This window comes from Duganella sp., from assembly GCF_039595735.1.
GTDB lineage: Bacteria > Pseudomonadota > Gammaproteobacteria > Burkholderiales > Burkholderiaceae_D > Rugamonas.
Genome location: NZ_JBCNLB010000011.1, coordinates 124,220 through 147,128, shown reverse-complemented (window position 1 = coordinate 147,128; position 22,909 = coordinate 124,220). Strand labels below are relative to the sequence as shown.

Here is a 22,909-nt window from a genome sequence, read left to right as displayed (position 1 = left end):
GTCAGCTCACATACAGGTTGTATTGAACCAGGCCGCCGCTGTTTTGCTGGCCCACGCGGAATTCCAGCGTGTGTGCGCCCAAACCCATCTCATGGCCGAGACGTAGCAGGTCGATCTCGCCGGTGCCTTCCGGTCCGCACAAGGCATGGTTGGCGGTGCCGTCGCCAAGCTTGTCCCATTGCGCTGCTTGCTGCGGGCGGTCGCGCAGTTGTTCGCATACCTGCTGGGTGACGTCCTTGCCGTCCAACAGAATCTTCAAGTCGTTGACATAGCTCAGTGGCGCGCCGTTGCGCATGGCGGGCAGCATCCCGGCTGCCCCGGTATCGCCGCTGACCTGGTGCTGGTGGTTGGGCACCGCGCCGCCTTCCTTGCTGTCCGGGACCGAGCCGGGATCGATGTTGTGGGTATGCTTGCCGCCAGGTTTGATTTCGGCATTGGCCTTGCCGCCCATGCCGCCGCCCTCGCCGGTGATGCGCTCCAGCAGGTCGCCATCCTTGTCGCCGACTTCCAGCGCACCTTCGTCATCGTCATCAACCAGCGACCATAGCTCGTGACGGTGCTCGCCGGCCTCCTGCAGTTTGATCGAGGCCAGGTCCAGCTGGTGGGTGTGCGCGGGGACGCCGCCAGCCAGGCTGGTTTTGAAGGAAATGCTGTGCTGGTGCTGTCCCAGTTCAGTGTAGTGCAAAGGGCTGAACAGGCGGCCGCGCAGGAACAGCAGCACCTGTTCGGGGAAGCCACCGTCGATGTGGAAGTGCAGGACCTTGCTGTTGCCGCTGCCGTATGCAATGTCCTTTTCACCCTCCAGTGCCAGTGCGCGCACGGTTTGCGGTTTGGCCGGGACGGCGTAGCGGCGCACGCCGGGTGAGGTGCGCACCACCCGGCATTGATCGTCCAGCTCCACCTGGGTGAGCACGATTTTTCCGCTGTCGTCGCTGGGCCAGGAATCGAGGAATTCAAACACAGCGTCGGCCACCAGCCGGGTTGGCGCGCCCCACGGCTGATCGCCGCTGCATGGGCGGTAAGGAGCACCGCTCACGCAATGGCCCTGCGCGGGAAACTTGCGCGTTTCGCGGTAAGAGATGACCAGCAGGTTGCCGAATACGACGCCAGGAGCGCTGCGCGGTGCGCCCATGACCTGCACTTTGACGTCGACCGGCAGGAAGATCTCGCGCCCCAGGTGGTCGAAGGCCAGCCCGTGGCGGACGATGACGCGATGCTTGTCCTGCGGGTCCGGTGAGGCGGGATCGGTGGGAACCACTTCCAGCCCGACCACAATGCCGGGCGAGTACAGCGAGCGGTTCAGCACCCGCCGCATGCCCATGTGGTAGCCCTGCTCGGCGCGCAGATCGCTGGCCGCCAGGCGTTGACCGTTGAAGTAATTCAGGCGGCGCAGCGCGTCGTCGGATTCATTGGCACTCATGGATGTCGCTCCTCGTGAGATTGCTGGGACGCTGCGAGCGCACCTGTAACTGATGCCGGCCCGGCATCACCAGTTCATGCTCGCAAAGTGAAATGTTGGCGCAACCGACGCTGCCTCTCGCGCTGCTGCATGCAGCGCAGCCGCAGCCGCTATCCCCGCCGGCATCGGCCCCTGTGGCGGGCCAGCCATCGAGCAGCGACAAATCGGTGACTTGCGCGACGCCGGGAAGATTGGCCAGCAGCGCCATCAACTCCGCGCGGTAGACTGTGCGGCCGAACGGCCAGCCCTGGCCATCCGGGCCGCCGTGCAGCGGATGAAACAGCGCGTCGATGCGTTGGCGGGCCAGCCGCAGCAGCGCCTCCGCCTCTGCGTTACTGACTGCGCCATCCGCCACCATTGTGGCGCGCACCGCGACGCGGCGGTAATGCGGTGCGATGATCTGCAACTCGCTGGTCACCAGGCGGCGCGGATGCAGGTAGCGGCTTATGGCGTTCAACAAGGCGCGGCTGGGCATGGGTGCCGGGGCGGCGCTCGATGGGATGGCGATGATGGTCACAATGCCGGCGGCGGGATAGCACGGCAGCGCCGGATCCAGCCCTGCCACCGCGCGCACCCGCGCCACCGGTACGCCGGGCGTGGCCAGCGCCAGCCGCTCGATATCGGCCAGCGTGACCGCCTTGTCCACTGCGCCGGCGCGGGCGTAAGCGCGGCCCTGCGCGGACGCCAGCGATTCACGCGTGGCGCCGCCTGCCGCCTTGAACGGCTGCGTCACAGTCAGCGCCGCCAGCGTGCCCGCCGGCAGAAGATCCAGATTATGTGCGGTCGCGGGCGCGGTTTGCAGCGTGTGCGCGGACAGGTTGCCTTGCGGCCCGCCGCCGCAGCGCCACGAGGCCAGCAAGTCGCGGCCGGCGGGCAGAATCGCGCCGCGTCTGCCATCGCCGCCCTGCAGCAGGCCGCGTTCCGGAATCAGCGTAAAGACCTGATCAAACGGGCCGGCCTGCTCAAAGTCGGCAGCCTCGCGCCAATCGCTGGCGATGCCGCCGGCGCCGTCGTCCAGGCGGATCGTCACGCTGCCGGCGACCACCGGTGCGCAGTCAAGGTCAAACAATGCGCTGGCGTGGCCGCGCGTGCGCGCAACGATGCGCTCTGCGATGCTGACCGCGTGTTCGCAGCCTGCCGCGTTCCAGCCGACGTGCAGCAACGCCGGCGGCACTTCAAACCTGCCGTGGACGATACGGCAGCGGATCAGGAACGGTTCGCCAGCGGCGCGCTGCAGGTGCTGGGGCGGCGCATCAAAGGTAATAAAGCCGCTCAGGCTCAGTGCGCGCGTCTGATCTTCCACATTGGCAAGCGGCAGCCAGCGCTGGCCACTGCCAAAGTATTCCCACACGGTGGTGACGCGGTAGTGATGTTGCCAATCCGGCCTTTCCTGCAACGCGGCGCGCAGTCCCTGGTCCGTGGCCCATTCCGCAGTCCAGGCATGGAGGCTCCAGCGGGCATCGGCCAGCCCGCCCGCCTCCAGCGGTGCATCGAAGCCAAGGTAGAACGCATGACCGGGGCGCGGTCTGGCGCCGAAGGGCTGATAGCGCGCCAGCGTGGTATCGGCGTCGGGCAGCGTGATAGCGCCATCAGCTTCGCCGGGCGTACCGGTGATGGGACCGATGTCCGCCGCATACGCGGAGGCCTCCCACACCAGCCGCGCCGGCGACAGGCACAGTGGCGACATGGTCTCGAATAGTGCATCGGCCACCACGCCAGGGGGCGCAATACCGCCCAGCTGCAGGCGTACCGGCAGCAGCGTGGGCGCAGCCACCCCGCCCAATTCCACCACCGTGGCCGCGACCGAAGGCGGTTGCGGTTCGACGCCGAGCAGCCGTACAAACGCCCGCAGGGCGGCATCGGACAAACGGTCGAAGCGATAGATGTTCTGCTCCGACAGCCATGCCCCCAGCTCCAGCAGGGCGATGCCCGGATCAGACGCATTTTGATTGGTCCAGCGTGGGGCAAGGCGCGGAATCAGCGCCCTTCCCTCGCTGACCAACTGGTCATAGTGGCGATTATCCAGTGTAGGCTTAGGCAAGGGCATAAGGCACGCTCGGTACGATAATTTTCAATTGCGTGTCGCCGGCCGCGATCAACTGCTGCGGCGCCAGCGGCACGCTGTCGCCCAACACGCTCTGGCCGGACATCAGCTGCAGGAAGTGCACGGCATCCACACCATCCATTTGCTCGATCAGGGCCGCCAGGTCGGACAGATAGACGCCCTGGCCGAAATCCCAGCCACGCCCGTCATGCCCGCCACGCAGCGGATGCAGGAAGGTCGCCAGCCGCGCGCGCAACGCCGCCTCCACCTGCCCCGCTTGTTCCGCGCTGCGTGCCAGGATCTCGGCCCGCACACCCACCGGCACATACTCCGGCGCGATCATGCGCAAACCGCCCGCTATTCCGGCCGGCATGCGCTGCCGCAGGGATGCCAGCACCGTGCGCTCCAGCTCCGCCGATGCCGCCGGCCGCGCCTCTTCGGAGTGCGGCACCAGCAGCAGACCGACAAAACCGCGCGCACCACGTCCGTCCGGCCCTTCCAGCGGCAAGGCACGCGCACGCGCCACCTCGGCTGAAGCGGCACGCGCCAGCCATTCGTAGTCCTCGTAACTGACAGCACGGTCGCGATGGCGCACCTGCTGCACGCTGCGGTCGCGCGCATGACGCAGCAGTTCCGCCGCCGCGCCGCCCGCCGCAGGCAAGGGATTGGCAACCGACTGCAAAAACCCGACGCCGCTGCGCAATTCGCGTACCGCACCGGCAGGCACATTGCCATCCACGCCACCACCGGTGACATAACTCACCACGATGGCTGCGCCGGCCGGCGGTATCATGCCTTCCGCGCCGGGGAAACGGAACACGCCGCGCGCACGCTCCACCACGTAATGACGCGACTGCGGCGGCGAATCGTAGAAATGCGGCCGCGCATGCCAGCGCACCCAGGCCGCCAGTTTGATCGATGGATCGCGTGGGTCAACCTCGAAACGCAAGTCGGCTGGATCAACGCCGGCCAGTGTGGTTTGCCAGTCGTCGCCCCGCCCCGCCCATTCGCGCACCTCGACCACTTCATCGCCAATGATCGGCACCCCGCCCAAAGGCGTGTCCAGCGCCCGTTCGTAGCCAGCCAGGTCGTCTGCGGCCAGATTACGGTCGGTGTCGGCCGGCTGCCGCTGCCCCCGCGCCACCGGCAGGGCGAAACTCTGGTCCGGCGCGCCGTTGCTGGTGCCCAGCCCATCGCGCTCGATGCGCTGTCCCTGGCGCGCCCACGCCGCATTCAGCCACACGCCGCCGCAACGCACGATCTCGTTCTGGCTTTGCAGGCCGGGTTTGAGCCGCGCGCGGATGCGGTACAAGGCCCCGCCCAGACCGGGCCGCGGCACGGCGTCGCTGGCGCCGACAAACTGGATCATGCCGGTCTGGCGCAAGCCCTGTGTTTCATCGCGCACCGACAGCTCGGTCCAGCCGCGTGTGCTCCAGTAGTCCCATACGTAGGGCTGCGGATCGCCATCGGTTGGCGGCGTCGCCACCTGCACCAGCATGCTGACCAGCGCTGCCGGAGGGCGGTGACTGAAGCCGAAATGCAGCGCCGGCGTGCGATCGGCTACCGGCATGAACGGCGCGAAGGGACTGCGTGGCCACCGTGCATCCTCGCTGCGCTCCGTGAAAGCGAAGTCGTTCTCGGTCACGCAATAGTCGGCCGACTGCGGATCGGACAGGACGTAATAGCCCACCTCCAGCCGCGTCACCACCGGTGGCTGCAAGGTGGACGGCGTGCTGGTGACGATAAATTTGGTGGCATCGTCAGGGGCCGGCTGCACATCCACCGACAGCGGCTTGCCATAATCACCGGACAGCAGCGAGAGCCGCAGCCAGCGGCCCTTTTCGCCATTGACCTCGCACTCCTGCCACGACACCGGCACCTTGAAACCAATGCGGCCGACCGGATACGCCACTTCCGGCACCACGGGGTGCGTGAACGAGGATGTGGCGTCAACGTATTCCTCATCCGCTCCCAGCGCGACCCAGCGCGCACCGTCGAAGAACTCAGCCGCCATGTGCGGCAGCCCTTCCGCCCTGCCGGTCTGGTTCATGGTGAACGCCAGATCAATGCGGGCGCCGTTGCGGGTAAAAGCATCCTTGCAAGCCATGTAAAAACTGGCGAAACGGCGTGGCTGCTCGGTGAAGGGATAAAAAGCCTTGCTGATATCGATGCTGGCAGCGTCCACATAAGCGCTGTCGAGCACCAGCCCATTCCGGCCAAAGCCCACGCGCACGCGGATCAGGTCCACCTGCGGCAGCGCGCCGGCGGCATCCGCTCCTTCCGGTCGCAGCGGCGGCAAGGCATCGTTCAGCTGCACCGTCAGGCCCGGCTGGACGTTGTCCAGCGCTTGTTCGAGATAGAGCGCAGCGGCGCCAGTACGCACCACCACGGCGGTGGCGCTGCCGTCCAGCGTAACCCGGTCGCCAGGCAGCAGGTCGCGCGCATCGTCGACGGCGATGCGGTAGGCCGGCGATGCCGTTAGTACCTTGCCTGCCTGATCGCTGCCGCGCCACAGCGTCGCGTTGGCCCAGTCGCCCGCCAGCGGCTTATCGAGGATGACGCGCCCGTCGAATGCGCCCAGCACCGTGTAGACCGCGCTCTGGCCGCCAAGGTGCAGGCTGTCGCCGGTCATCAGGGCGATAGGCTGCACCGCCGGAGCATAGCGCACCTCGTAGCCGGCTGGCTCGGTGCTGATGCGCGCTTGCGGCGTACGGCTCGATACCGTGCCGCGTATCCAGTGGCTTTCGTGGCCGGCGATGACGTCTGCCGCGCTGTCAGGGCCGTGCGATTTGACCAGCGTGATCTTGCCATCGACCGTGAAGCGGCGCGTGCCGTCCTCCGACATCACGAGCGGCTGCCAGCCGTCCGCGCTCAGGTATTCCCAATCCAGCAGCAATGGACGCTGCGCGGTCGCGTCGCTGACCGAGGCGAAATCAAAGCTCAAGACAATCTGCGCCACGCCGGTCAGCTTGAATAACTCGCCATGACCGAGGTAGAGGCGATGCGGCACTGGCTGCATGTCATCGAATGCGCTGAAGGCGGCGCCAGCGCTGTGATCCGCATACAGGTCGCTCTGCGGATCGATCGAATAAAGCGCCGTCAGGCGCCCGCGCATCGCGGTGAAGGACTGCTCGGTATAAAATTCTGGCGCGGTGCGGGCCGGTGGCGTGGCGCTGCTGGCCAATGAAGGCGCCGGTGGCGGCAGCACGGCGGCAACGCGCGTCCCCTGCGGCACGCTGGCGTCGTCGCTGGCGGTTTCCAGCAGCTGGAATACCAATGGCGTACGGGCCGGCTGCGGCGCCAGCACGTTGCAGCCCAGCGCATCGAGGAAGCCCAGTTGCAGGCTATACGGCATGGCGTTCAGGCCTTCGCTTTGAATCTCAAGATAGCGCGCCAGGATGTCGTTGACGGCATGGCCGGCATCACCCGTGCCGCGCTGGCTGCGCCACTCGGGCGTGTAACCGGCGCGGTTGGCGACCAGCGCGGCGGCGATCGCTGCGCCGCTGCGTTCGACGATCCGTGGGGCCTGCTCTGGCAGCTTCATGACGTGCGTCCCTCCTGCAGGAAGAATGGGTACACCAGGTTGTAGAAGGTGTTGGTGCTGCGAATGCGGTAACGCAGGTCGATGTGCAGCTGTCCCTGCGCGGCGCGTGAGGTCACCACCACGGCGATGCTGTCAATGCGCGGCTCCCACAGAATCAGCGCCTGCTCCACGCGGTGCCGCGCCAGCGCCAGCGTTTGCGTGTTGATCGGCTCAAATGCCAGCGCCCGCAGGCCGGCGCCAAAGTCGGGGCGCATTACGCGCTCACCGGGGTTGGTGTCCAGGATGATGCGCACCGCCTGCGCGATGTCTTCCTCGTACTCGGCCAGTTGCAGCGCGCTGTTGCCTGCCACCGTGACCGGGAATGCCAGCCCGCATCCGAGGAAGGCCTTGGCGTCTACCGCCTCCGGGCCGGAAGGCGTGGCGGAAAATACCATCTCGTCCAGCGCCATGTCAGCCTCCTATCATCACTGTGAGCGCACCCTTGAGGATCACGGCGCCGCATGCGCTGCTGTCGCCCATGCGCGCAGCCGGCAGCCCGCCGATGAAGACTGTCGACGATCCTTTGAGAATCGGCGTGGGAGGATGCGGGCCGGCCAGCGGCGGCATGGAGCAAACGTGCTGGTCGCCCATGCGGGCGGCGCACAGGCCTTCGATCAGTACTGACGGCGCGCCCTGCATCAGCAGGCCGGGATGGCTGGTGGGGTCGAATTGGCGGGCGGCGGCGGGCATGATGATCCTCAGTTGATCTGTACCAGCGCACCCTTGACGAAGCAGGTGCCGCTGGAGGAAAAGGTCGCGCTGCCATTGCTTTGCGCATTCAGCACGGTCTTGGCTTTGATCTCGATGATGGGCGCGTCCAGCGTGATCCTGGTGGCGCCGCTGATGGTGACGTCGCCGGCCTTGCCGATGCTGACCTTGGCCAGCGGCGTGCTGATTTCTGCTTTGGTCGGGTCCAGCGTCACGGTCGATTGCGTGTTGGAGCTCAGCGTCACCGACTGCAGGGCTTCGTCGAAGATAAGTTCGTGGCCGAGCGGCGTACGAATCTTCCGTGTGGTGACCGGGCCGGTCGGATCGATTACCGGCGGCCGGTCCAGCGTGTTCCACAGGCTGCCGATCACGAACGGCTCGCGTACGTCGCCGTGGTCAAAGGCCACCAGCACTTCGTCGCCGATCTGCGGCACGAAGTACATGCCGCGCCCCATGCCGGCCATCGGCACGGCCACACGCGCCCATGGCGTAATGCTGGGCAGCCAGGGCAGCATCAGCATCACACGCGCCTCGCCGGTGGGGTCGATGTTGTTGATGACGGTGGCCAGCGCCACGCCGTAGATGCGTTTTTCTTCCGGGGCGTCCTCACGGGCGCCTTGCATCAGGCCGAATTGCAGGTCTCCGAACATGCTTGTCTCCTATGGTCAGAATGAGAGCCTCAGCGGCACGGCGCCCTGGTCGGCCAGCGGAATGGAGCCGAACCAGATCTCCTTGCGCGCCTGGAAGTGGGTACGAAAACCACCTTGGTCGATGGTGTGCTTGACCGAGGTCACCCGATACAATCCACCGAATTCCTCGCCGGCGTTTTCGATGCGCAGCACGTGGCCGGGACGCATGCCAGGTTCTCCCAGCACCGTGCCGGCGGCGGTCAGCCGCTTGTTCAGGCGCGGGATCAATGTCGATACCAGCTTGCGCGGGATCGAGGTCGGCGTCAGCGGTTCGTCGATCATGTAGTCGCCCGGCTTGAAGCCGATCGGCACCACGCCGGGATAAATCGACAGCGTCAGGCTCATGGTGTCCCAGTCGAAGCCCAGCGTGACGGTGAAGCTCATTTTGATGGCCGGCACCCAGACGAAACCGCCGACCGAGAAGATCTGCCCTACCCGCGAGATGCGCGGGCTGAAGTCGATCAGCGAACGGCCGTAGGCGTAGGTGAAGTCGGTGTTCAGCCGGTCCAGCGAGGAGGTGAAACGCAGCGCGTGGCCACCGACGGGGCCGTCGTGCTGTACCAGCACGTCCCAGCCGTTTTGTTCTGCGATCCGCTTCAGGAATATGTGGTCGCTCTCGTTGTCCTGCTTGCGGATGACTTTTTGCGCCGAGCCGGGATCGGTCACTGCAACGAAGGTATCGACCCCGCCGAGGATGATGGACAGCGCAGCACCAACCGGATCGAAAATCGGTAGCAGCAGGTTTTCAAGCGTGACGATGCTGGCGGTGGCAATGTCGGGCAGCGGCAGGTTGCCGATCGGCGTGGGAATGGCGAACCAGCGGACCTTTTTACCGTCCGCCATGGTGTGACGGCGGTCGTGCGCGGTGACGCTCATGGTGGGCATGCCGCCGGACGGAAAGTTGGCGCCGCGCGCGACGATTTCGCCGTCAAAGGCTTGGTCCAGCGGATCGGGCGCATAGCCCAGCTTCAGCGTGAGGCCGGTGCCGAGCCGGAACAGCGGATCGTCCAGCCAGCGCAGGTTTTCATTGGCGATGCTCAGTTCCACTTCATCCAATCCTTCGTAGCCGGTCTCGCAGCGCACGCTCATGATGGAGGCGCGCAGCTGCGCCGGGACGACCTGGCCGTCCAGCAGGATGGTGAATTCGGGTACGAAGCGCGCGGCGTCCATGGTCGGCCTCACACGTAAATACGGCCGGACTCGCGGTCGCGGTACGGCAGATTAGGCAACAACACGGTCAGGCCGGGCGGCAGGTCGCGCGCGCGTTGCAGCCGGTTGGCGATGGCGATGACGCGCCACAGGCGCGGATCGCCATATTCCGCACCGGCGATGGAGGCCAGCGTTTCACCCTGGCTGACCACGTGGCGCTTGGAGTAGTCGGCGGTTTCGCGCTTGACTTCCTTGGCTTCGAGGTCGGTGTTGCGGTACTCGTGGAAGGTTACGTTCAGGCGGGCGCGCACCGGCGTCCCATCCGGCAGGAACATGGTGTAGCGCTGCGTGCACTGGGCCAGCACACAGGTGAAGGTCAGCGAGCCCCAGACAAACAGCAGTACCGGTGGCGCATGCGTGGCCGGCTCGATGGTCATCAGATCGGTTACCTGACGCACCAGCAGGCGCACGTCGGATTGGGCCTGATTGACGGTGGTGCTGCCAACCTTGTGCTGCTCGTAGGTGTCCAGGAACAGCTCCATGGTCAACGTCTGCAAGGTGCCGTTCACGAATTGCAGAATGGGCGCTGACAGGCCGGGAATCGCCGCCTGCGCATAATTGATATCGCGATTGAGCGTGTATTCCTCGGGGTTGAACTGCACCGGGATGCGCGCGCCGCTGAAGGTGTTGGTGATGGTGGCCTTTTCCAGATTCATGACCGGCCTCCCATGCGTTCACGCCAGGACAAGGCGCGGTGTTCAAGCTGGTTCACCACGTGATCAGTGACGCGCGCCAGTTCCATCGCCGGCAGCGTGATGGGTTCAGGCGTGCCGGCAAATGGTGCCGCAGCACGTGCCGGTGCGAGGTTGCGCAGCTGGGCGCTGGCCGCAGCAGCGTGTTGCGCGGACTCGGTGCGGGCTGGCGCTGCGGAAGATTGCGACGCTGCGGTGCGCGCCATGGTCATCGGCATGCGAGGATAATGGGGTTCCGTTTGTGCGCGGCGCACGGTGGCCGGCACTGCATCCGGCGCCAGCGTTGATGCGGCCACGGCCTGGGACGGCGCCGGCTGCGTGCGGGCCGGCAGGGCTTGCAGAACGCGCGTCACCATCTGCATGGAACGTGTATGCCGCTCGACCATGCGAAGCGCATTTTGCGCTGGTGCGGCTGTGACGACCGGTGCGCCGGCGCGCAGCACCGCTTGCACCGTCCATGCGTGGGAATGCCGGGCGGCGGCGGCCTGCCATTGCGCGCGCCGCATCACCATGGCGATCGAAGACAGGCGGCCGGCAACACCGCCCTGCTGCGCGGCAAAGCGGCGAGGCAGCCAACGTCGGGCGGCACAGCCCGGCACGCAAGGCCGCGCAGCCGAACGCCATGGCTGGGCGCCACGCACGGCCATGCTTAGCGGCGTGCGGCGTGACATCAGCTTGGTCAGCAGTCTGGATTTCATGTCTCTCATCGGTTCAGGCTTCGTTGCTGCGCTGGTTCAGGTTGGACACCTGCGCCACCCAATTACGGCGGTCGCGGTGCTCCATGTGCATGATGGCGTCCATCGGCCAATGCAGGTAATAGGCGATGAAGGCCACCTCCTCGTTCAGTTGAGCGAGGGGGTAGCCACGTGTTCCCCCAGGCGCTGCCCTCCTTCCGCCAGGCCGCTGCGGCCGCAATGCGGACAAGGCGCGGCATCATCTTCGATATCGTTGATCTGGTTGTACAGCCGCTGCAGGAACGCGAGGTCGGTGGCAAACAGCCCTTCGATCACTTTGGGATTAATCGAAGCCACGCCGCCCAGCCGCGTCACCACCCGCGACAGCAGAATAATCAGCACGTATGCCTCGTTCTTCAGCACGCGCGGGTCCTTGAGCGGGTGGATCTCGTCGGCGGCGGTGGCGCGGCGCATCACACCTTCCTTGTGCAGCGTGCCGTCTTCATCGAGATAACCGCACGGCAGGGTGAATTCAAATTCAGTCTGGAACATGGGACACTCCTTGGTCATGCGCGGGCCAGGCCCTCGTGGGCGATCTCGATGGATTCAATGGCGATGTCGCTGGATTCCGCGCTGAAGCTCGGGCCACTCCATTTCACCGGCCAGCCGTTGAAGAAATTCCAGCGCGCCTTTTCCGTGCCCTGGCGGTCCAGCAGCACGATGGAGCCATTCTTGCGCGGCGCCGCGGGATCGCCGCTGGCCCACAGCCGGTGCCATTCATACAGATCGGTGTCATCACTCATGCCCCACTTCAGATTAATGTTGGAGAACTTCACCTGCCCCGGCAACTTGGTGGAGGTGATGTTCTGCCCTCCTTCGCGGTGCTCGATCACGTCGATCGACGATTCCAGCCCACCAGCCTCGTGGAAGGCGGCGCGCACGATGCCGTCGATCTCCACCAGAAAATTAAAATTGACATACGGGTCTTTGCGAATTGCCATGACTGGCTCCTGTTAGTGGTGATCGGTTCAGCTATAGCTCACGTCCGCGCCGCCATCCCAGATACCGATGCGCACGATGATGAATTCGGCCGGATAGCTGGGCCGCACGCCAATTTCGATATGCAGCCGTCCCAGTTGCTGCTCCGAGAACGGATTCAGCACCTCGTCGATACGGACGTAGAACGCTTCCTCCGGCTTGGCGCCGAACAGCGCCCCATCGCGCCAGGCGCGCAGCAGGAAGTCATTCAGCGTGCGTTTGAGCTTCTGCCACAGCGCCAGGTTATTCGGCTCGAACACCGCCCAGCGTATGCCCTGCTGGATCGACTTTTCCAGATACAGGAACAGGCGCCGGATATTCACGTACTGCCAGTTGGTATCCGTGGCTGTGGTGCGCGCACCCCACAACACTGGCCGGCCTCCGTCCTGGAACACCTGCACGATATTCACGCCCTGCAGATTGAGCTGTCCCTGGTCGGTCAGGCTGATGCGCCGCTCCACGCCCAGCGCGCCGTTGACGATTTCGTTGGCGGGCGCCTTGTGTACGCCACGCACCGCGTCGCTGCGGGCGAAGATGCCGGCCACGTGGCCGCTGGGCGGCACCAGGATCGGCGGGCCGTCGTTGACCGGCGTGACGCGCAGCCATGGTCCGTATAAGCCGGCATAGCCGCGCGAGGAATCGAGCTTGCGGCGCTTTTGCTCGATGCTGTTGGCGCCAAACGGTGCACTGCCCGGGTCTGTGTCCAGGATGGCAAAACGGTCAGCCTGCAGTTCACAGTGCGAGATCAGCGCCTGCTGCACGGTGTCCACCTGCGCGGCCGCCGTCGGGCGGTCCGGCACGGCGATGAAATTGACGTCGTCCACCACGCGCAGCGCGTCGATGGCGGCGCTGAAGTGGCTGGCGCCCAGCGTGCCGAGATCCTCCGCGCTGCCGGCCGCGGTGACGGCCACCGCACCCGCCAGCGGCAGGGAATTTGCCACCGAATTGGGTGGCGCAGGTTCCACCAGCGCGGCGCTCAACAGGCCGGCCACGTCGCCATTCAACACCTTGAGCAGGTAGCGTGGATGCGCCGGATCGATCGACAGGTGGTCATAGACCACATTGACCGCGCCCAGCGTGACCGTCAGGTCGATTTCACGCGAGCTGAGGGTGGGCGGGTTGGCGGCGCCAGGGTCCAGATCCAGTTGCAGGCCTAGTCCGGCGCGCAGCGTCACGCGGTAAGTCAGCCCGGCCAGTCCGCCTTGTACACCTTCGGTCAGCGTCTCCGTGATGACGGTATCGACGATTTGCGTGTCATTGGCGCCGCCCTGAGCGATCCGCACCACGGTGCCAGGCACCAGCTGGCCCTGCGGCAGCGGGCCAGTGCCGGCGGGCCGCACGCGGATGGTGGTGGCGCCAGTGGGCGTGTTCGCCAGCCGCATCACGGCGCCCGCAGCCAACGCCTGATTCAGCGCCAGCGTGAAACGCACCGTGGCGCCGTTCACGCTGGCCACCAGGCGCCGGTCGCTGCTGCCGGAGAAGGCCACTTCGTCGCCCGGCTTGAAGCGGTTGGCGACAGCGGCGGCATCGATCGCGCCATCCACCGCCAGCGTGACCTCCAGACTGCCCGCCGCAGCGGCGCCGGCCAGCTTGCCGCTGGGACGATAGATGGCAACATTGGTCAGGTAGGCGCTGTCGGCTACATTGGCGGTGATGCCGAGCGCACCGGTCTGGCGCGCGCGCAAGTCCACCAGCGGCCGGCCGGCGCCGCCCGAGCGGTCAGCCAGCTGCAGATTCTGATAGCTGCCGTTGCTGGCGCGGACCACGTAGCACACCTGGCCGCCGTTCTGGAAGAAGCCACGCACCGCGTACCACAAATAGCTGCCTTGCACCGGCTGTTTGCCGTAAGTGGCCAGGAAGTCCTCCCACACGGTGACCTTGACGGGCAGGTTGATCGGTCCCCTGGCGGCCACGCCGATGAACGCGGCGGTGTTGGTACCAACGCCCTGCAGCGGCGCACCGGGAGCAAATTCCTCGATGTAGACGCCGGGATAAGACACTTGCACGGCCATGACGTTCTCTCCTCAGGTTATGTGATACAGCTTCAAAAATGGATGTCGTAGCTGCCGGTCGGTTCCGGCACCGTGACCTGCCGCAGCGGTGATACGCCCAGCGTCACAGCGCTGGCGCGCAACTGCCAGTCGCCTTCCGTGACGTCCGCCAGCACAAAGCGTCCCAGCGCGTCAGCGCGCACATGACTGCGCAACTGGCCGGTGGTGGTCAGCAGTTCCACCACGGCCAGCGGCACGATGGCGCCGCCGTTGTCATACACCACGCCGCCGATATGGAAGCGCAGACCGCCACCGTCGTCCCGATCGCGCTGGAAGGTGCGTGTGAAGGTGGTGGTGACCATCGGCCCCGCCTTGACCGGCGCCTCCTTCAGCGCCACCGTGACCACCGCATACACGCAGGGCTTCCAGCGGTTCTTCTCGCCCATGGTTCCCCAGAATTCCGCGTACTTGGGGAAGCCTTCCGCCGGCAGCAGCGATAGCGGAAAACGCTCGTTGGCGATGATGGCGGGCGGCGCCTGCGGCGGATTGGACATGGCGTAGATCGCCACCGGGTCCAGCTCATCATGGGCGCCCAGCACGCGCGCGGCTTCGGCCAGCAAAGCATGTTCGTCCAGCGTGGGATCTACCGCGATCGATACCATGGCCGGACTCCAGGCGCTGATCAGATAATGACAATCCACCCGCCGCGCCGGCGCGGTTTCGAAGATATCGCTGCCCTGCACCATGCGCTCGCGCTCATTGCTGCGTAACTTGCGGTTCTCGCGCAGCTCCACCAGGTAGACATTGAGCGAGTTGCCTGGCTGGCCGGCGCTGTCTGTAATACTGGGCACCAGCGTGCGCCAGTCTTCGTCGGGCGGCTGGAAACGCACTTGCGCGTCGGCGCTCAATTCCGCAATCGCGTTGCGGAACAGGCGGTGCAGCAGATTGTCGAGATAGTCGATCATGGCGGGTTATGGCTCACTTGTGCCACCAGTCGGTCAACGAGCGCTTGGCGTCGTCGTAGGCCTGGCGGGCCTTGTCTTTCAGTTCCGGCAGATCCTTGTCCAGCAGTTCCTTGCCTTTCTCGACGCCGGCAAATGCCGCATCGCCCAGGGCGCTGCCGACGGTTTCCAGCACGCTGCCCTTGCCGGCATCGGCCGCCGCCCCCAGCGCCTGTTCGAAGCTCTTCCCGGCGATCATGTCGCTGGTCATCCCCAGCGCCATCGAGATGCCCTGTACCGGCGCACCGTACTTGCCGGCCTTGGCTTCCTTGCTTTGGCCAAGCTCAAACATGGCGTCGCCGGTTGCATCGCCGATCTTCTTGAGCGTCGAGCCTTCAGTCCTCTTGATGGTTTTTTCCAGCGCGGCGCCAGGTGAATCGCCACCAAGGTTGCCGAGGAAGTCAGCGGCCATTGCCCACGGCTGGATGACGGCGCCCAGCTTGCCGCGCAAACCGTCTTCGGCAAACTTGTCCACGCCCGAGGTCTGGCCGCCGATGGCTTTGCCGATGTCGTAATAAGCGCGCAGGCCGGCGCCGACGGTGGATGAGAACATGCGTGAAGGCGTCATTTCCGCCACCAGATCGGTGCCGGTTCGCAGCGTGGCCTTATCGCCAGGCGGCTTGCCGCGATTCAGATGGTCGTCGCCGGCGCCAATCAGATTGGCTGCGCCGTTGATGGCCTGGTCCCAGCCCGCGCCAGGCACGATGTACCCGCCAATGGTTTCGCCCAGCGTGCCGAAGAAGGCGTCGCCGGCGTCCTCGCCGTAGACTTGCTGCTTGCGGCCGTCAGGCAGCGTCTCGGTCTGCATGCGGCTGTGCATGGTGCCCATGGCGCCAATCACCGGATTCAGATTTTCGGCCGCCGTCAGTCCGCCCTTGGCCAGCGCCATGGGCACGCTGTCGCCCTTGTCGCGGGCGTCGAGATAGGCATCGTAGGCACGAATCGCGGCGGCGCCCTGATTCATCCGGTGCGCGGCCTTGCCCAGATCGACCTTGGGCGTGGTCTGCTTGCTGCGCTGTGTGGCTTCGTAGCGGTTCCACTCCGCTGTCTGCCTGGCGTTGACCTTTTCATGCAGCTTTGCGGCGAGCGCCTTGTCCTTGGCCGCCAAGGCCTCCAGGCGCTGGCGCTGTTCCTTGGGCAGCTGGCCCCACTTTTCAGGATTCATCTCGCCCATGGCGTCGACTTCCTTGTGGGCGTCGGCCATTTTCTTCGCATGGGCGTCATCCGCGGCCTTGCGTGCCGCGGCTTCCTCGGCGCGCTTGTCGGCTGCAGCTTTGGCGTTGGCAGCTTCCGACGCTTTTTGGGCGTCGGCATCTGCTTTCAGCTTGGCGCTTTCCTCGGCGCGCTTCTTGTCCCGATCCTGAGTGAACTTTTCCTTGGCTGCTTTGGCGGCCTTGTTGCCCTCGGTGTTTTCCTTTTTCAGCTGCGTCTTGCTGGGTTCCTTGTCCGATTTTTTCTTGCGCGCGGTTTCCAGTTCCTTCATCCTGGCGCGCTTGGCTTTTTCGCCGGCTTTCTCGACGTCCGCCTTGTCTTTTTTGATGCGTTTCTGCCTGTCGGCCGCATCCTGCTTCCTCTTCTCGGCTCTCTCTTTCGTGGCCTGCGCCTTCTCGTCGGCTTTTTTCCTGGCGGCCTCCTTGCGCTTCATGGCGTCCCACTGGCGCTGGGTCTTGCCAGCCTTGACCCGCGCCAGCTCTTCGTGACCTTTATCGCTCAGCCCATCCATCGCCTTGGTCACTTCCGGCGCGGTCTGGCCGGGCTTGAGCACGCGCGTCTGGGTGCGGCTGAGCAGATGTTCGACGAAATCGGGATTTTTCTTGTAGACCCTGCCAAGGCGCTTGATGAAATCCGGCCCGATGTAGCTGCCTTCGCCGCCCAGGCTGGTCAGCTCCAGCGTCACGCCGTCCGGCAGTGCGGCGGGCTTGCCTTCGCGCGCGGCCACCAGCGCTTCGTGTGTTTTGCGCAGACGCTCGACTGTGGCCTGCAGACGCTTCGACTCCGCCGGATCTTTCACCTTGCCGTCGTCGATTTGCTGCTGCAGCACCTTGGCCGCGTGGTCGACATTCTTTTCCAGATAAGTCGTGATGGCGGTGGCGTTGCGGAACTCGCCGCCGTTGTTGGTGGCCTTTTGTTCGCCCAGCACCAGCTGGCCGGTCTTCACGTTTTCGACGATGAAGTCGATGCCGGCGGTGGCTTCGGTGTTGTACTTGACATTAGCCTCGGACATGCGCGCCACGCTGACGCGCGAACTGGCGGTTTCACCACCGCCGGCGATGTGATTCCATTCCGGCCCGGCATAGGCGGCAAACGGCACATTGACTTCGGCCAGCGAACCTCTGGCCTTGTTGTAATTGGGCTTTTCGACTTTTTTCTTCGAGGGCGATGTTTTCGGCAGCGCCGGTTTTTGGGCTGGCGGCGCTGCCGCAGCCTTCTTCGGCTTCTGCATGATGACGCTCATGGCCGGCAATTTCTGCTGCTGTTCTTCCTCGTCCTCAGGTTCGCGCGCCACGCCGACCGCCGATGCGCCGCTCACTGATACCGGTCCGCTGCCGCCGGTGACTGCCTGTGCGGCGGCCCGCGCGCCCGTCTCGGTTGCTGAGTGATGCGCCGGATCTGGCGCCGAACCGCCGCGCCGCTGCTGAACCACGTGTGCCAGCTCGTGCGCGAGCAGCTGTTTTCCGGTCGTACTGGACGGATTGAAGCGCTGCGCGCTGAAGACGATATCCTTGCCGTGGGTGTAGGCCTTGGCGTTCATGCTGGCGGCACTGGCATGCGCTTGCGTGTTGTCGTGGATGCGGACGTCGGCGAAGCTCTCGCCAAAGCGTCCCTCCATTTCCTGCCGCAGCGACGGCGCCAATGGCGTGCCGCTGCCCTGCACCATGCGGGTGGTGGCCCGATTGCCAGCGCGCGACTGCAAGGCCGCCAATGGCGACGTCTTTTTGGCCACCTGCTGCTTGCCGCTCTTGCGCTGCGCGCTCGTGGCCTTGCTGGCCAGGTTGGCGCTGACGGATTTGCTCATGATGCGGCTCCCGCCGGCGCCAGCACCAGATTCTTGCCAAGTTTTTGATATTCGCGACGAGTGGCATGCAGCAAATGCTCGCGGGTGATGACCTGGCCGTTGGCGGCGGCGAGATGCGCCGCCGCCAGCACGGTGTTGCGGATATTCCCGCCCGAGAGCTTGTACTCGCGCGCGAACCACGCCAGGTCGACATCATCGGCGCGCGGCGCGCGCGGCGGCCACAGGCTCTCCCACAGGCGATGACGCTCCGTCTCTTCCGGGAATGGGAAGGTAATGGTAAAGGTGAGCCGGCGCGCAAACGCTTCATCGAGATTCTGTTTGAGATTGGTGGCCAGGATGGCGACGCCGTCGAACTGTTCCATCTTCTGCAGCAGGTAGGCTACCTCGGTGTTGGCGTAGCGGTCGTGCGCATCCTTGACTTCCGAACGCTTGCCGAACAAGGCGTCCGCCTCGTCGAAGAACAGCACCGCGTTGGCGTATTCCGCCGCCGCGAATACCCGGTCCAGGTTTTGTTCGGTCTCACCGATATATTTGCTGACGATGCCTGCCAGGTCGATGCGGAACAGGTCGAGGCCCATTTCACGCGCCACCGCTTCAGCGGACAGAGTCTTGCCGGTGCCGGACGGACCGACAAACAAGGCCTTGACGCCGATGGCGCGGGCATGCACGCTGCCTTCAGCCCAGTCATGGCCGACGGTGTGGCGGGTCGCGGCACGGTCACACAACTCGCGCAACTGGTCGCGCACTTCCTGCGGCGCCACCAGCACTTCGAAATCGGCGCGCGGCTTGATGCGTTGTGCCAGCCGCTCCAGCTCCGCTCCGCATTGAGCGCGGGCCGTGGCGGCCAGTGCCGCGTAATTCAACATGTCCTCGCCGGCGGTGCGGGCCTGCAGTAGCGCTTCTGCCGCAGCCTGGCGGATTTGCGCCGCGCTCAGTGCGAAGCGCGCTGCCACGGTAGCCAGATCCTGCTCGCCAGCCAGTCCTGATAGCGCGTCACGCCACAATGCGCCCCGGGCCTGCGCCTGCGGATATGCCAGCGAAACCCGCACCAGTGCGAGTGCCTGAGCATGCACCGGCGGCAGGCCGGCAGTGCTGGCCAAGACCAGATGGCAGGATGTCTGCGCCAGAGCGTCCAGCATGCAGCGCAGCAGTTGCGGATCTTTTTGTTCCAGTTTTCCGCAGCCATGCACCATCAGCACCGCACCGAATAGCGCCGCCGCGCGGGCCGCGCGTTCGATCTGACGACGCAGCACGGGTGTGGCGACGGCATCGCGCAGATCCAGACGCAGGATGCGCAGTCCAAGTTCTCCCGCCAGTGCGGCGCTGGCGGCAAATTTACCGCTGCCGTGCGGCCCGGACATCAGCATGCGCAGCGGCTGGCCTTGCGTGCGGACAGCTTCCGCAGCTTGCCGCAGCAACGCCAGGGTGGCCGGCGGATGCGGCAATAGTTCCAGCGTGCCGGCAGCGGCAGCTGGCTCCGGGCGGGCGCTCTCCAGCGCCGGCGCAGATTCATCCAGCAGCCAGGCACGCCAGATGTCGTCTACCTGCCAAGTGGCCGCGACGCCTTCGCCCTCGCACTGCAGGATGGCGTAGCGCAGCAGCGGGCTCTGGGCAGACAAGTGGCTGCGCAGTGCGATGCGCTGGGCGCTGTCGCTGGCCAGCAGATTCGCAATCAGATCGTAGCGCGGCCGCTGGCAGGTCAGGTCATCCTGCAGATAGCCGTACAGACGGGCGTAGCGCAGGTCAACGTCGGGCGCCAGCACCAGCAGCCAGATGGCCAGGTCCGTCACGTCCATGGCGAGCCGTTGCGCCATTCCGGCCACGGCAGGGACCGCGCGCATGGCGGCGCCCAGTTGCGCCGCCACGCTGGTGCGCGGCGTGTGATCGACGGCCGGTAAGGCATCGGTATCCAGCAGGCGCAAGGCGTCAGCATCGTCCATGTGCATGCCGCGCCAGGGATCAAGCAGGCTTTCGACGCCATTGGTCTGCGCCTGCCGTTGCACCGCGGCCTTGAGCAAGGCGTCCAGCGCGGCAAGCGCAGTTGGCCATCCCGGTTCCGCTGTTCGGCTGATGTGGTCCGCATGCGCCATCAATGCTTGCTCCCGCCGCTGTCGGCGCAATGGGCGACCAGTTCGCGCAGCGCACCGGCATCGACGCAGGCGCGATAACGCACGCGGCCATCTGCCGCTTCCAGCCGCTCAAACGCGCCCTGCTCCACCAGCCAATTCAATGCCTGCGCCACTATCGCCTCCGATTCTTGCGGGGCCATCAACCACCATCTGCAGATGCCGTCAGGCGTGTCGCACGCGCCGGGCCTGGCCGATACGTAGATGGTCAGGTCACACAGGTAGCGCTTCAGCAGGAGGTCCATGGGGTGTCCGTTTTCCCCAGAACGTTTGCAAGCGGCGTGCCAACGTGGGCAGTTTTATAAGCTGTTGATTTTATTAATAGTAGCGATCTGCTACTAAGCCCGGGCAGGACAAAATCCTCCACCTTTGCCGGCGCCCAGGGAGGACATTTTTGTCCTTACGCTGATGGAGATTGTCCTACCGCGCACTCGGGTCTGGCCGGACGTTCGGACAGCAGGTAGTGGGCGCAGGCGGGACCCGCCAGCGGCGCGCTGTAGAGATAGCCCTGGAACACATCGCACCCCAGTGCGCCCAGGGTGTCGCGCTGCTCGGAAGTTTCCACGAACTCCGCCACCACCTCGACATGCCGCGTGCGGCCCAGCGCGGCAATGGTGCGGATGATGTCGCGGCTGATGGGATTGGTCAGCACGTCGCGCGTGAGCGAGCCGTCAATCTTGATGGTGTGGATGACAAAGCGCCGCATGTGCAGCAGTGACGAATACCCCATGCCAAAATCGTCCATGGCCAGCGCCACGCCCATGTCGACGATCTTGGCCAGATTGCGGTCCACCACCATGTTGGCGGCAATGGCATGGCTTTCGGTGATTTCCAGCTCGATCTCGCGCGGCGACAACTGGTGCCGTGCCAGGCAGTCCGCCAGCACGGCTGGCAGTTGCGGATCATCCAGTTGCAGCGGCGACACGTTGATCGCCATCGTGATGTGCTTCAACCCGTGCCGGTTCCATTCGGCCTTGCGGGCGCAAGCCTGCTCCAGTATCCAGCCGCCGAGACGGCCGATCAGGCCGCCCTCTTCGGCCAGCGCCACCGCCACGTCAGCGCGGATCGGACCATGACGCTTGTGCTGCCAGCGCAAAAGCGCCTCCACGCCTACCGGACCGCCCAGATGCGCATGTTTAGGCTGGAACACCAGCGTGACCGCGGCGGTCCCGATGTCCTGCCTCAGTTCAGCCAGCAGGCTGCGTGCCACCAGGCCAGCCTGGCTGTTGCGCGGCACCGAGCGCAGATACGCCACGCCATGGGTGCCGATCGCTCCGATCACGGCGTCGACGGCCTCGGTCTGGCCGCGCACGCGCCGCGCTTCGGCCAGGCGGACGAACGGCAGGTAAATCAGCGTGCTGACCACCATGCCGAGCATCTGCACTGCCGGACCGCGCCATGAATGGGTGACCAGATAGCCTGACAGAAAAGGCGGCGTGGTCCATGGCACCGTGAAGTCGTACAGCGCGATAAAGCCGGTGTGCACGGCGGTCAGCGCCAACAAGGTCAGCGCCAGCGGCGCCAGCAGGAATGGCAGCCAGAACACCGGATTGAGCGCGATGGGCAGACCGAATATCAGCAGCTCGCTGACGTTGAAGAAGGACGGCACGATGGAAATCACCGCCAGCCGCCGGAACGGTCCCTCGCGCGAGACGATGAGCAGCGCCGCCACCAGGCCCAGCGTGGCGCCCGAGCCGCCCAGCAAGCCGAAGACATCGATCAGGCGCTTCCACGGCACCAGCGCGGTCGCGCTGAACAAGGCCTGCACATGGTCACCCAATACTGTGGCGCCGTGGATGCCGACCAGCCACAGCACATGGCTGAGCAACACGGCAATGATGCTGAGTAGCCAGTCGCCGTCAGCGCGATTGGAGATGGCATCGGGCAAGCCGGCCAGCCATGGCATATTCAGCGGCGGCAAGGTCATCGCGGCTTCCGCGCCCAGCACCACGGCAAAGCTGAGGATGGCGCACGGCGGTATCATGCCGAGGGCAAAATAAAACGTGGGATTGCTGTCGTAGTCCGGCTCGATCCGGAACATTGGCGTCAGCAGGCGCAGCAGTTCCGGGGTCGACAAGCCGATGAACAGGCCCAGCAGCACAGAGGAATCGCGCCCCAGCGCGCGGATGGACGGTGAACCGCTCACCATCACGCACAGTGTGAAATTCACCAGCGCCGCCATGCCAACCCAGGCCTGCGGCAGCAGATCATCATCCTGATCTGCTGCCAGCAGGCGCGCCAGGCGGATGCTGAGCACCACGCTGAGCGCCAGACCGAAGGCGCTGTCCACCACCATCACCATGCTGTGGATGCGTTCCAGCCAACCGGGGCCGAAGATGTCGAACAGCAGGCTGCGCGCGGCAGGAAATGGCAACTTCCACAGCACAATCGCCAGCACACCGATAAACGTAATCGGCAACAGCACCACAACGCTATCCCGGATAGCGAGTACCCAAAGAGTCGTGCGGTGCAATATTTTTTTCACGAGTGCTGTCCGCTTAAAACCGATCGGCTGGTAAGCAGTGTCCCACCGGTGTGGCCTGTTGGCAAGGAAGTTATTGAAGAGGAAGCGCAAACCGATGTAATTCGTCAAGGGGCGCACGATTACCGCCGGATTACAAAATCGTAATGATTCATTATTTGCTAATTTTTTAGCGCGAATCTACCATGGCTTCAGGT

At 65.2% G+C, this 22,909-nt stretch carries 18 protein-coding genes; all 18 read right to left on the bottom strand.

Features of this window, described 5'->3' with window-relative positions; translation table 11 throughout:
• Position 1 precedes the first annotated feature (1 nt).
• The 18 genes from ABDW57_RS18745 to ABDW57_RS18660 all read right to left on the bottom strand — a co-directional run bounded on the left by ABDW57_RS18745 (position 2) and on the right by ABDW57_RS18660 (position 22,658).
• Positions 2-1,420, bottom strand: a complete 1,419-nt coding sequence (locus ABDW57_RS18745) for a hypothetical protein (RefSeq protein WP_343731692.1) — start codon at positions 1,418-1,420, stop codon at positions 2-4.
• A complete protein-coding gene (locus ABDW57_RS18740; RefSeq protein ID WP_343731691.1) occupies positions 1,407-3,506 on the bottom strand; it encodes a putative baseplate assembly protein in 2,100 nt (699 codons plus the stop codon). The genes ABDW57_RS18745 and ABDW57_RS18740 overlap by 14 nt, the downstream gene beginning before the upstream one ends.
• The gene (locus ABDW57_RS18735) at positions 3,493-7,047 is read right to left on the bottom strand and encodes a putative baseplate assembly protein (protein WP_343731690.1); all 3,555 of its coding nucleotides are present in this window, start codon (positions 7,045-7,047) and stop codon (positions 3,493-3,495) included. Before ABDW57_RS18735 ends, ABDW57_RS18740 begins: the two co-directional genes overlap by 14 nt.
• Entirely contained in the window at positions 7,044-7,496 is a 453-nt protein-coding gene (locus ABDW57_RS18730) for a GPW/gp25 family protein (RefSeq protein WP_343731689.1), read from the bottom strand. The genes ABDW57_RS18735 and ABDW57_RS18730 overlap by 4 nt, the downstream gene beginning before the upstream one ends.
• 1 nt (position 7,497) lies before the next feature.
• Positions 7,498-7,776: a PAAR domain-containing protein gene (locus tag ABDW57_RS18725; RefSeq protein WP_343731688.1), complete on the bottom strand. Its 279-nt coding sequence runs from the start codon at positions 7,774-7,776 to the stop codon at positions 7,498-7,500.
• 8 nt (positions 7,777-7,784) lie between these two features.
• Positions 7,785-8,444 (bottom strand): phage baseplate assembly protein V, encoded by a 660-nt coding sequence (locus ABDW57_RS18720; protein ID WP_343731687.1) that lies wholly within the window; start codon positions 8,442-8,444, stop codon positions 7,785-7,787.
• Between the two features lie 15 nt (positions 8,445-8,459).
• Positions 8,460-9,653: a hypothetical protein gene (locus ABDW57_RS18715; protein ID WP_343731686.1), complete on the bottom strand. Its 1,194-nt coding sequence runs from the start codon at positions 9,651-9,653 to the stop codon at positions 8,460-8,462.
• A gap of 8 nt (positions 9,654-9,661) precedes the next feature.
• Positions 9,662-10,348, bottom strand: a complete 687-nt coding sequence (locus ABDW57_RS18710) for a peptigoglycan-binding protein LysM (RefSeq protein WP_343731685.1) — start codon at positions 10,346-10,348, stop codon at positions 9,662-9,664.
• Positions 10,345-11,082, bottom strand: coding sequence for a hypothetical protein (locus tag ABDW57_RS18705; protein ID WP_343731684.1), 738 nt, complete (start codon positions 11,080-11,082; stop codon positions 10,345-10,347). The genes ABDW57_RS18710 and ABDW57_RS18705 overlap by 4 nt, the downstream gene beginning before the upstream one ends.
• A 13-nt stretch (positions 11,083-11,095) precedes the next feature.
• Complete coding sequence (locus ABDW57_RS18700; protein ID WP_343731683.1) at positions 11,096-11,218, bottom strand: DUF6760 family protein; 123 nt, start codon at positions 11,216-11,218, stop codon at positions 11,096-11,098.
• 8 nt (positions 11,219-11,226) lie between these two features.
• Positions 11,227-11,610, bottom strand: coding sequence for a phage tail assembly protein (locus ABDW57_RS18695; protein WP_343731682.1), 384 nt, complete (start codon positions 11,608-11,610; stop codon positions 11,227-11,229).
• A 14-nt stretch (positions 11,611-11,624) separates the two neighbouring features.
• Positions 11,625-12,059, bottom strand: a complete 435-nt coding sequence (locus ABDW57_RS18690; protein WP_343731681.1) for a phage tail protein — start codon at positions 12,057-12,059, stop codon at positions 11,625-11,627.
• A gap of 27 nt (positions 12,060-12,086) precedes the next feature.
• Positions 12,087-14,108 (bottom strand): phage tail sheath subtilisin-like domain-containing protein, encoded by a 2,022-nt coding sequence (locus ABDW57_RS18685; RefSeq protein WP_343731680.1) that lies wholly within the window; start codon positions 14,106-14,108, stop codon positions 12,087-12,089.
• Positions 14,109-14,140: 32 nt separating this feature from the next.
• Entirely contained in the window at positions 14,141-15,052 is a 912-nt protein-coding gene (locus tag ABDW57_RS18680) for a Pvc16 family protein (protein WP_343731679.1), read from the bottom strand.
• A 13-nt stretch (positions 15,053-15,065) separates the two neighbouring features.
• The gene (locus tag ABDW57_RS18675; protein ID WP_343731678.1) at positions 15,066-18,104 is read right to left on the bottom strand and encodes a DUF4157 domain-containing protein; all 3,039 of its coding nucleotides are present in this window, start codon (positions 18,102-18,104) and stop codon (positions 15,066-15,068) included.
• The gene (locus ABDW57_RS18670; RefSeq protein ID WP_343731677.1) at positions 18,101-20,194 is read right to left on the bottom strand and encodes an ATP-binding protein; all 2,094 of its coding nucleotides are present in this window, start codon (positions 20,192-20,194) and stop codon (positions 18,101-18,103) included. The genes ABDW57_RS18675 and ABDW57_RS18670 overlap by 4 nt, the downstream gene beginning before the upstream one ends.
• Positions 20,194-20,475 (bottom strand): hypothetical protein, encoded by a 282-nt coding sequence (locus tag ABDW57_RS18665; RefSeq protein ID WP_343731676.1) that lies wholly within the window; start codon positions 20,473-20,475, stop codon positions 20,194-20,196. The genes ABDW57_RS18670 and ABDW57_RS18665 overlap by 1 nt, the downstream gene beginning before the upstream one ends.
• A gap of 155 nt (positions 20,476-20,630) precedes the next feature.
• A complete protein-coding gene (locus ABDW57_RS18660) occupies positions 20,631-22,658 on the bottom strand; it encodes an EAL domain-containing protein (RefSeq protein ID WP_343731675.1) in 2,028 nt (675 codons plus the stop codon).
• Positions 22,659-22,909 lie beyond the last annotated feature (251 nt).

Bases quoted from the DNA above. Each gene is read 5' to 3' on its own strand.
- ABDW57_RS18695 (WP_343731682.1), bottom strand. From the start codon at position 11,610: ATGTTCCAGACTGAATTTGAATTCACCCTGCCGTGCGGTTATCTCGAT.
- ABDW57_RS18745 (WP_343731692.1), bottom strand. From the start codon at position 1,420: ATGAGTGCCAATGAATCCGACGACGCGCTGCGCCGCCTGAATTACTTC.
- ABDW57_RS18740 (WP_343731691.1), bottom strand. From the start codon at position 3,506: ATGCCCTTGCCTAAGCCTACACTGGATAATCGCCACTATGACCAGTTG.
- ABDW57_RS18680 (WP_343731679.1), bottom strand. From the start codon at position 15,052: ATGATCGACTATCTCGACAATCTGCTGCACCGCCTGTTCCGCAACGCG.
- ABDW57_RS18710 (WP_343731685.1), bottom strand. From the start codon at position 10,348: ATGAATCTGGAAAAGGCCACCATCACCAACACCTTCAGCGGCGCGCGC.
- ABDW57_RS18685 (WP_343731680.1), bottom strand. From the start codon at position 14,108: ATGGCCGTGCAAGTGTCTTATCCCGGCGTCTACATCGAGGAATTTGCT.
- ABDW57_RS18715 (WP_343731686.1), bottom strand. From the start codon at position 9,653: ATGGACGCCGCGCGCTTCGTACCCGAATTCACCATCCTGCTGGACGGC.
- ABDW57_RS18730 (WP_343731689.1), bottom strand. From the start codon at position 7,496: ATGGCGCTGGACGAGATGGTATTTTCCGCCACGCCTTCCGGCCCGGAG.
- ABDW57_RS18735 (WP_343731690.1), bottom strand. From the start codon at position 7,047: ATGAAGCTGCCAGAGCAGGCCCCACGGATCGTCGAACGCAGCGGCGCA.
- ABDW57_RS18720 (WP_343731687.1), bottom strand. From the start codon at position 8,444: ATGTTCGGAGACCTGCAATTCGGCCTGATGCAAGGCGCCCGTGAGGAC.
- ABDW57_RS18670 (WP_343731677.1), bottom strand. From the start codon at position 20,194: ATGGCGCATGCGGACCACATCAGCCGAACAGCGGAACCGGGATGGCCA.
- ABDW57_RS18705 (WP_343731684.1), bottom strand. From the start codon at position 11,082: ATGAAATCCAGACTGCTGACCAAGCTGATGTCACGCCGCACGCCGCTA.
- ABDW57_RS18690 (WP_343731681.1), bottom strand. From the start codon at position 12,059: ATGGCAATTCGCAAAGACCCGTATGTCAATTTTAATTTTCTGGTGGAG.
- ABDW57_RS18725 (WP_343731688.1), bottom strand. From the start codon at position 7,776: ATGCCCGCCGCCGCCCGCCAATTCGACCCCACCAGCCATCCCGGCCTG.
- ABDW57_RS18665 (WP_343731676.1), bottom strand. From the start codon at position 20,475: ATGGACCTCCTGCTGAAGCGCTACCTGTGTGACCTGACCATCTACGTA.
- ABDW57_RS18675 (WP_343731678.1), bottom strand. From the start codon at position 18,104: ATGAGCAAATCCGTCAGCGCCAACCTGGCCAGCAAGGCCACGAGCGCG.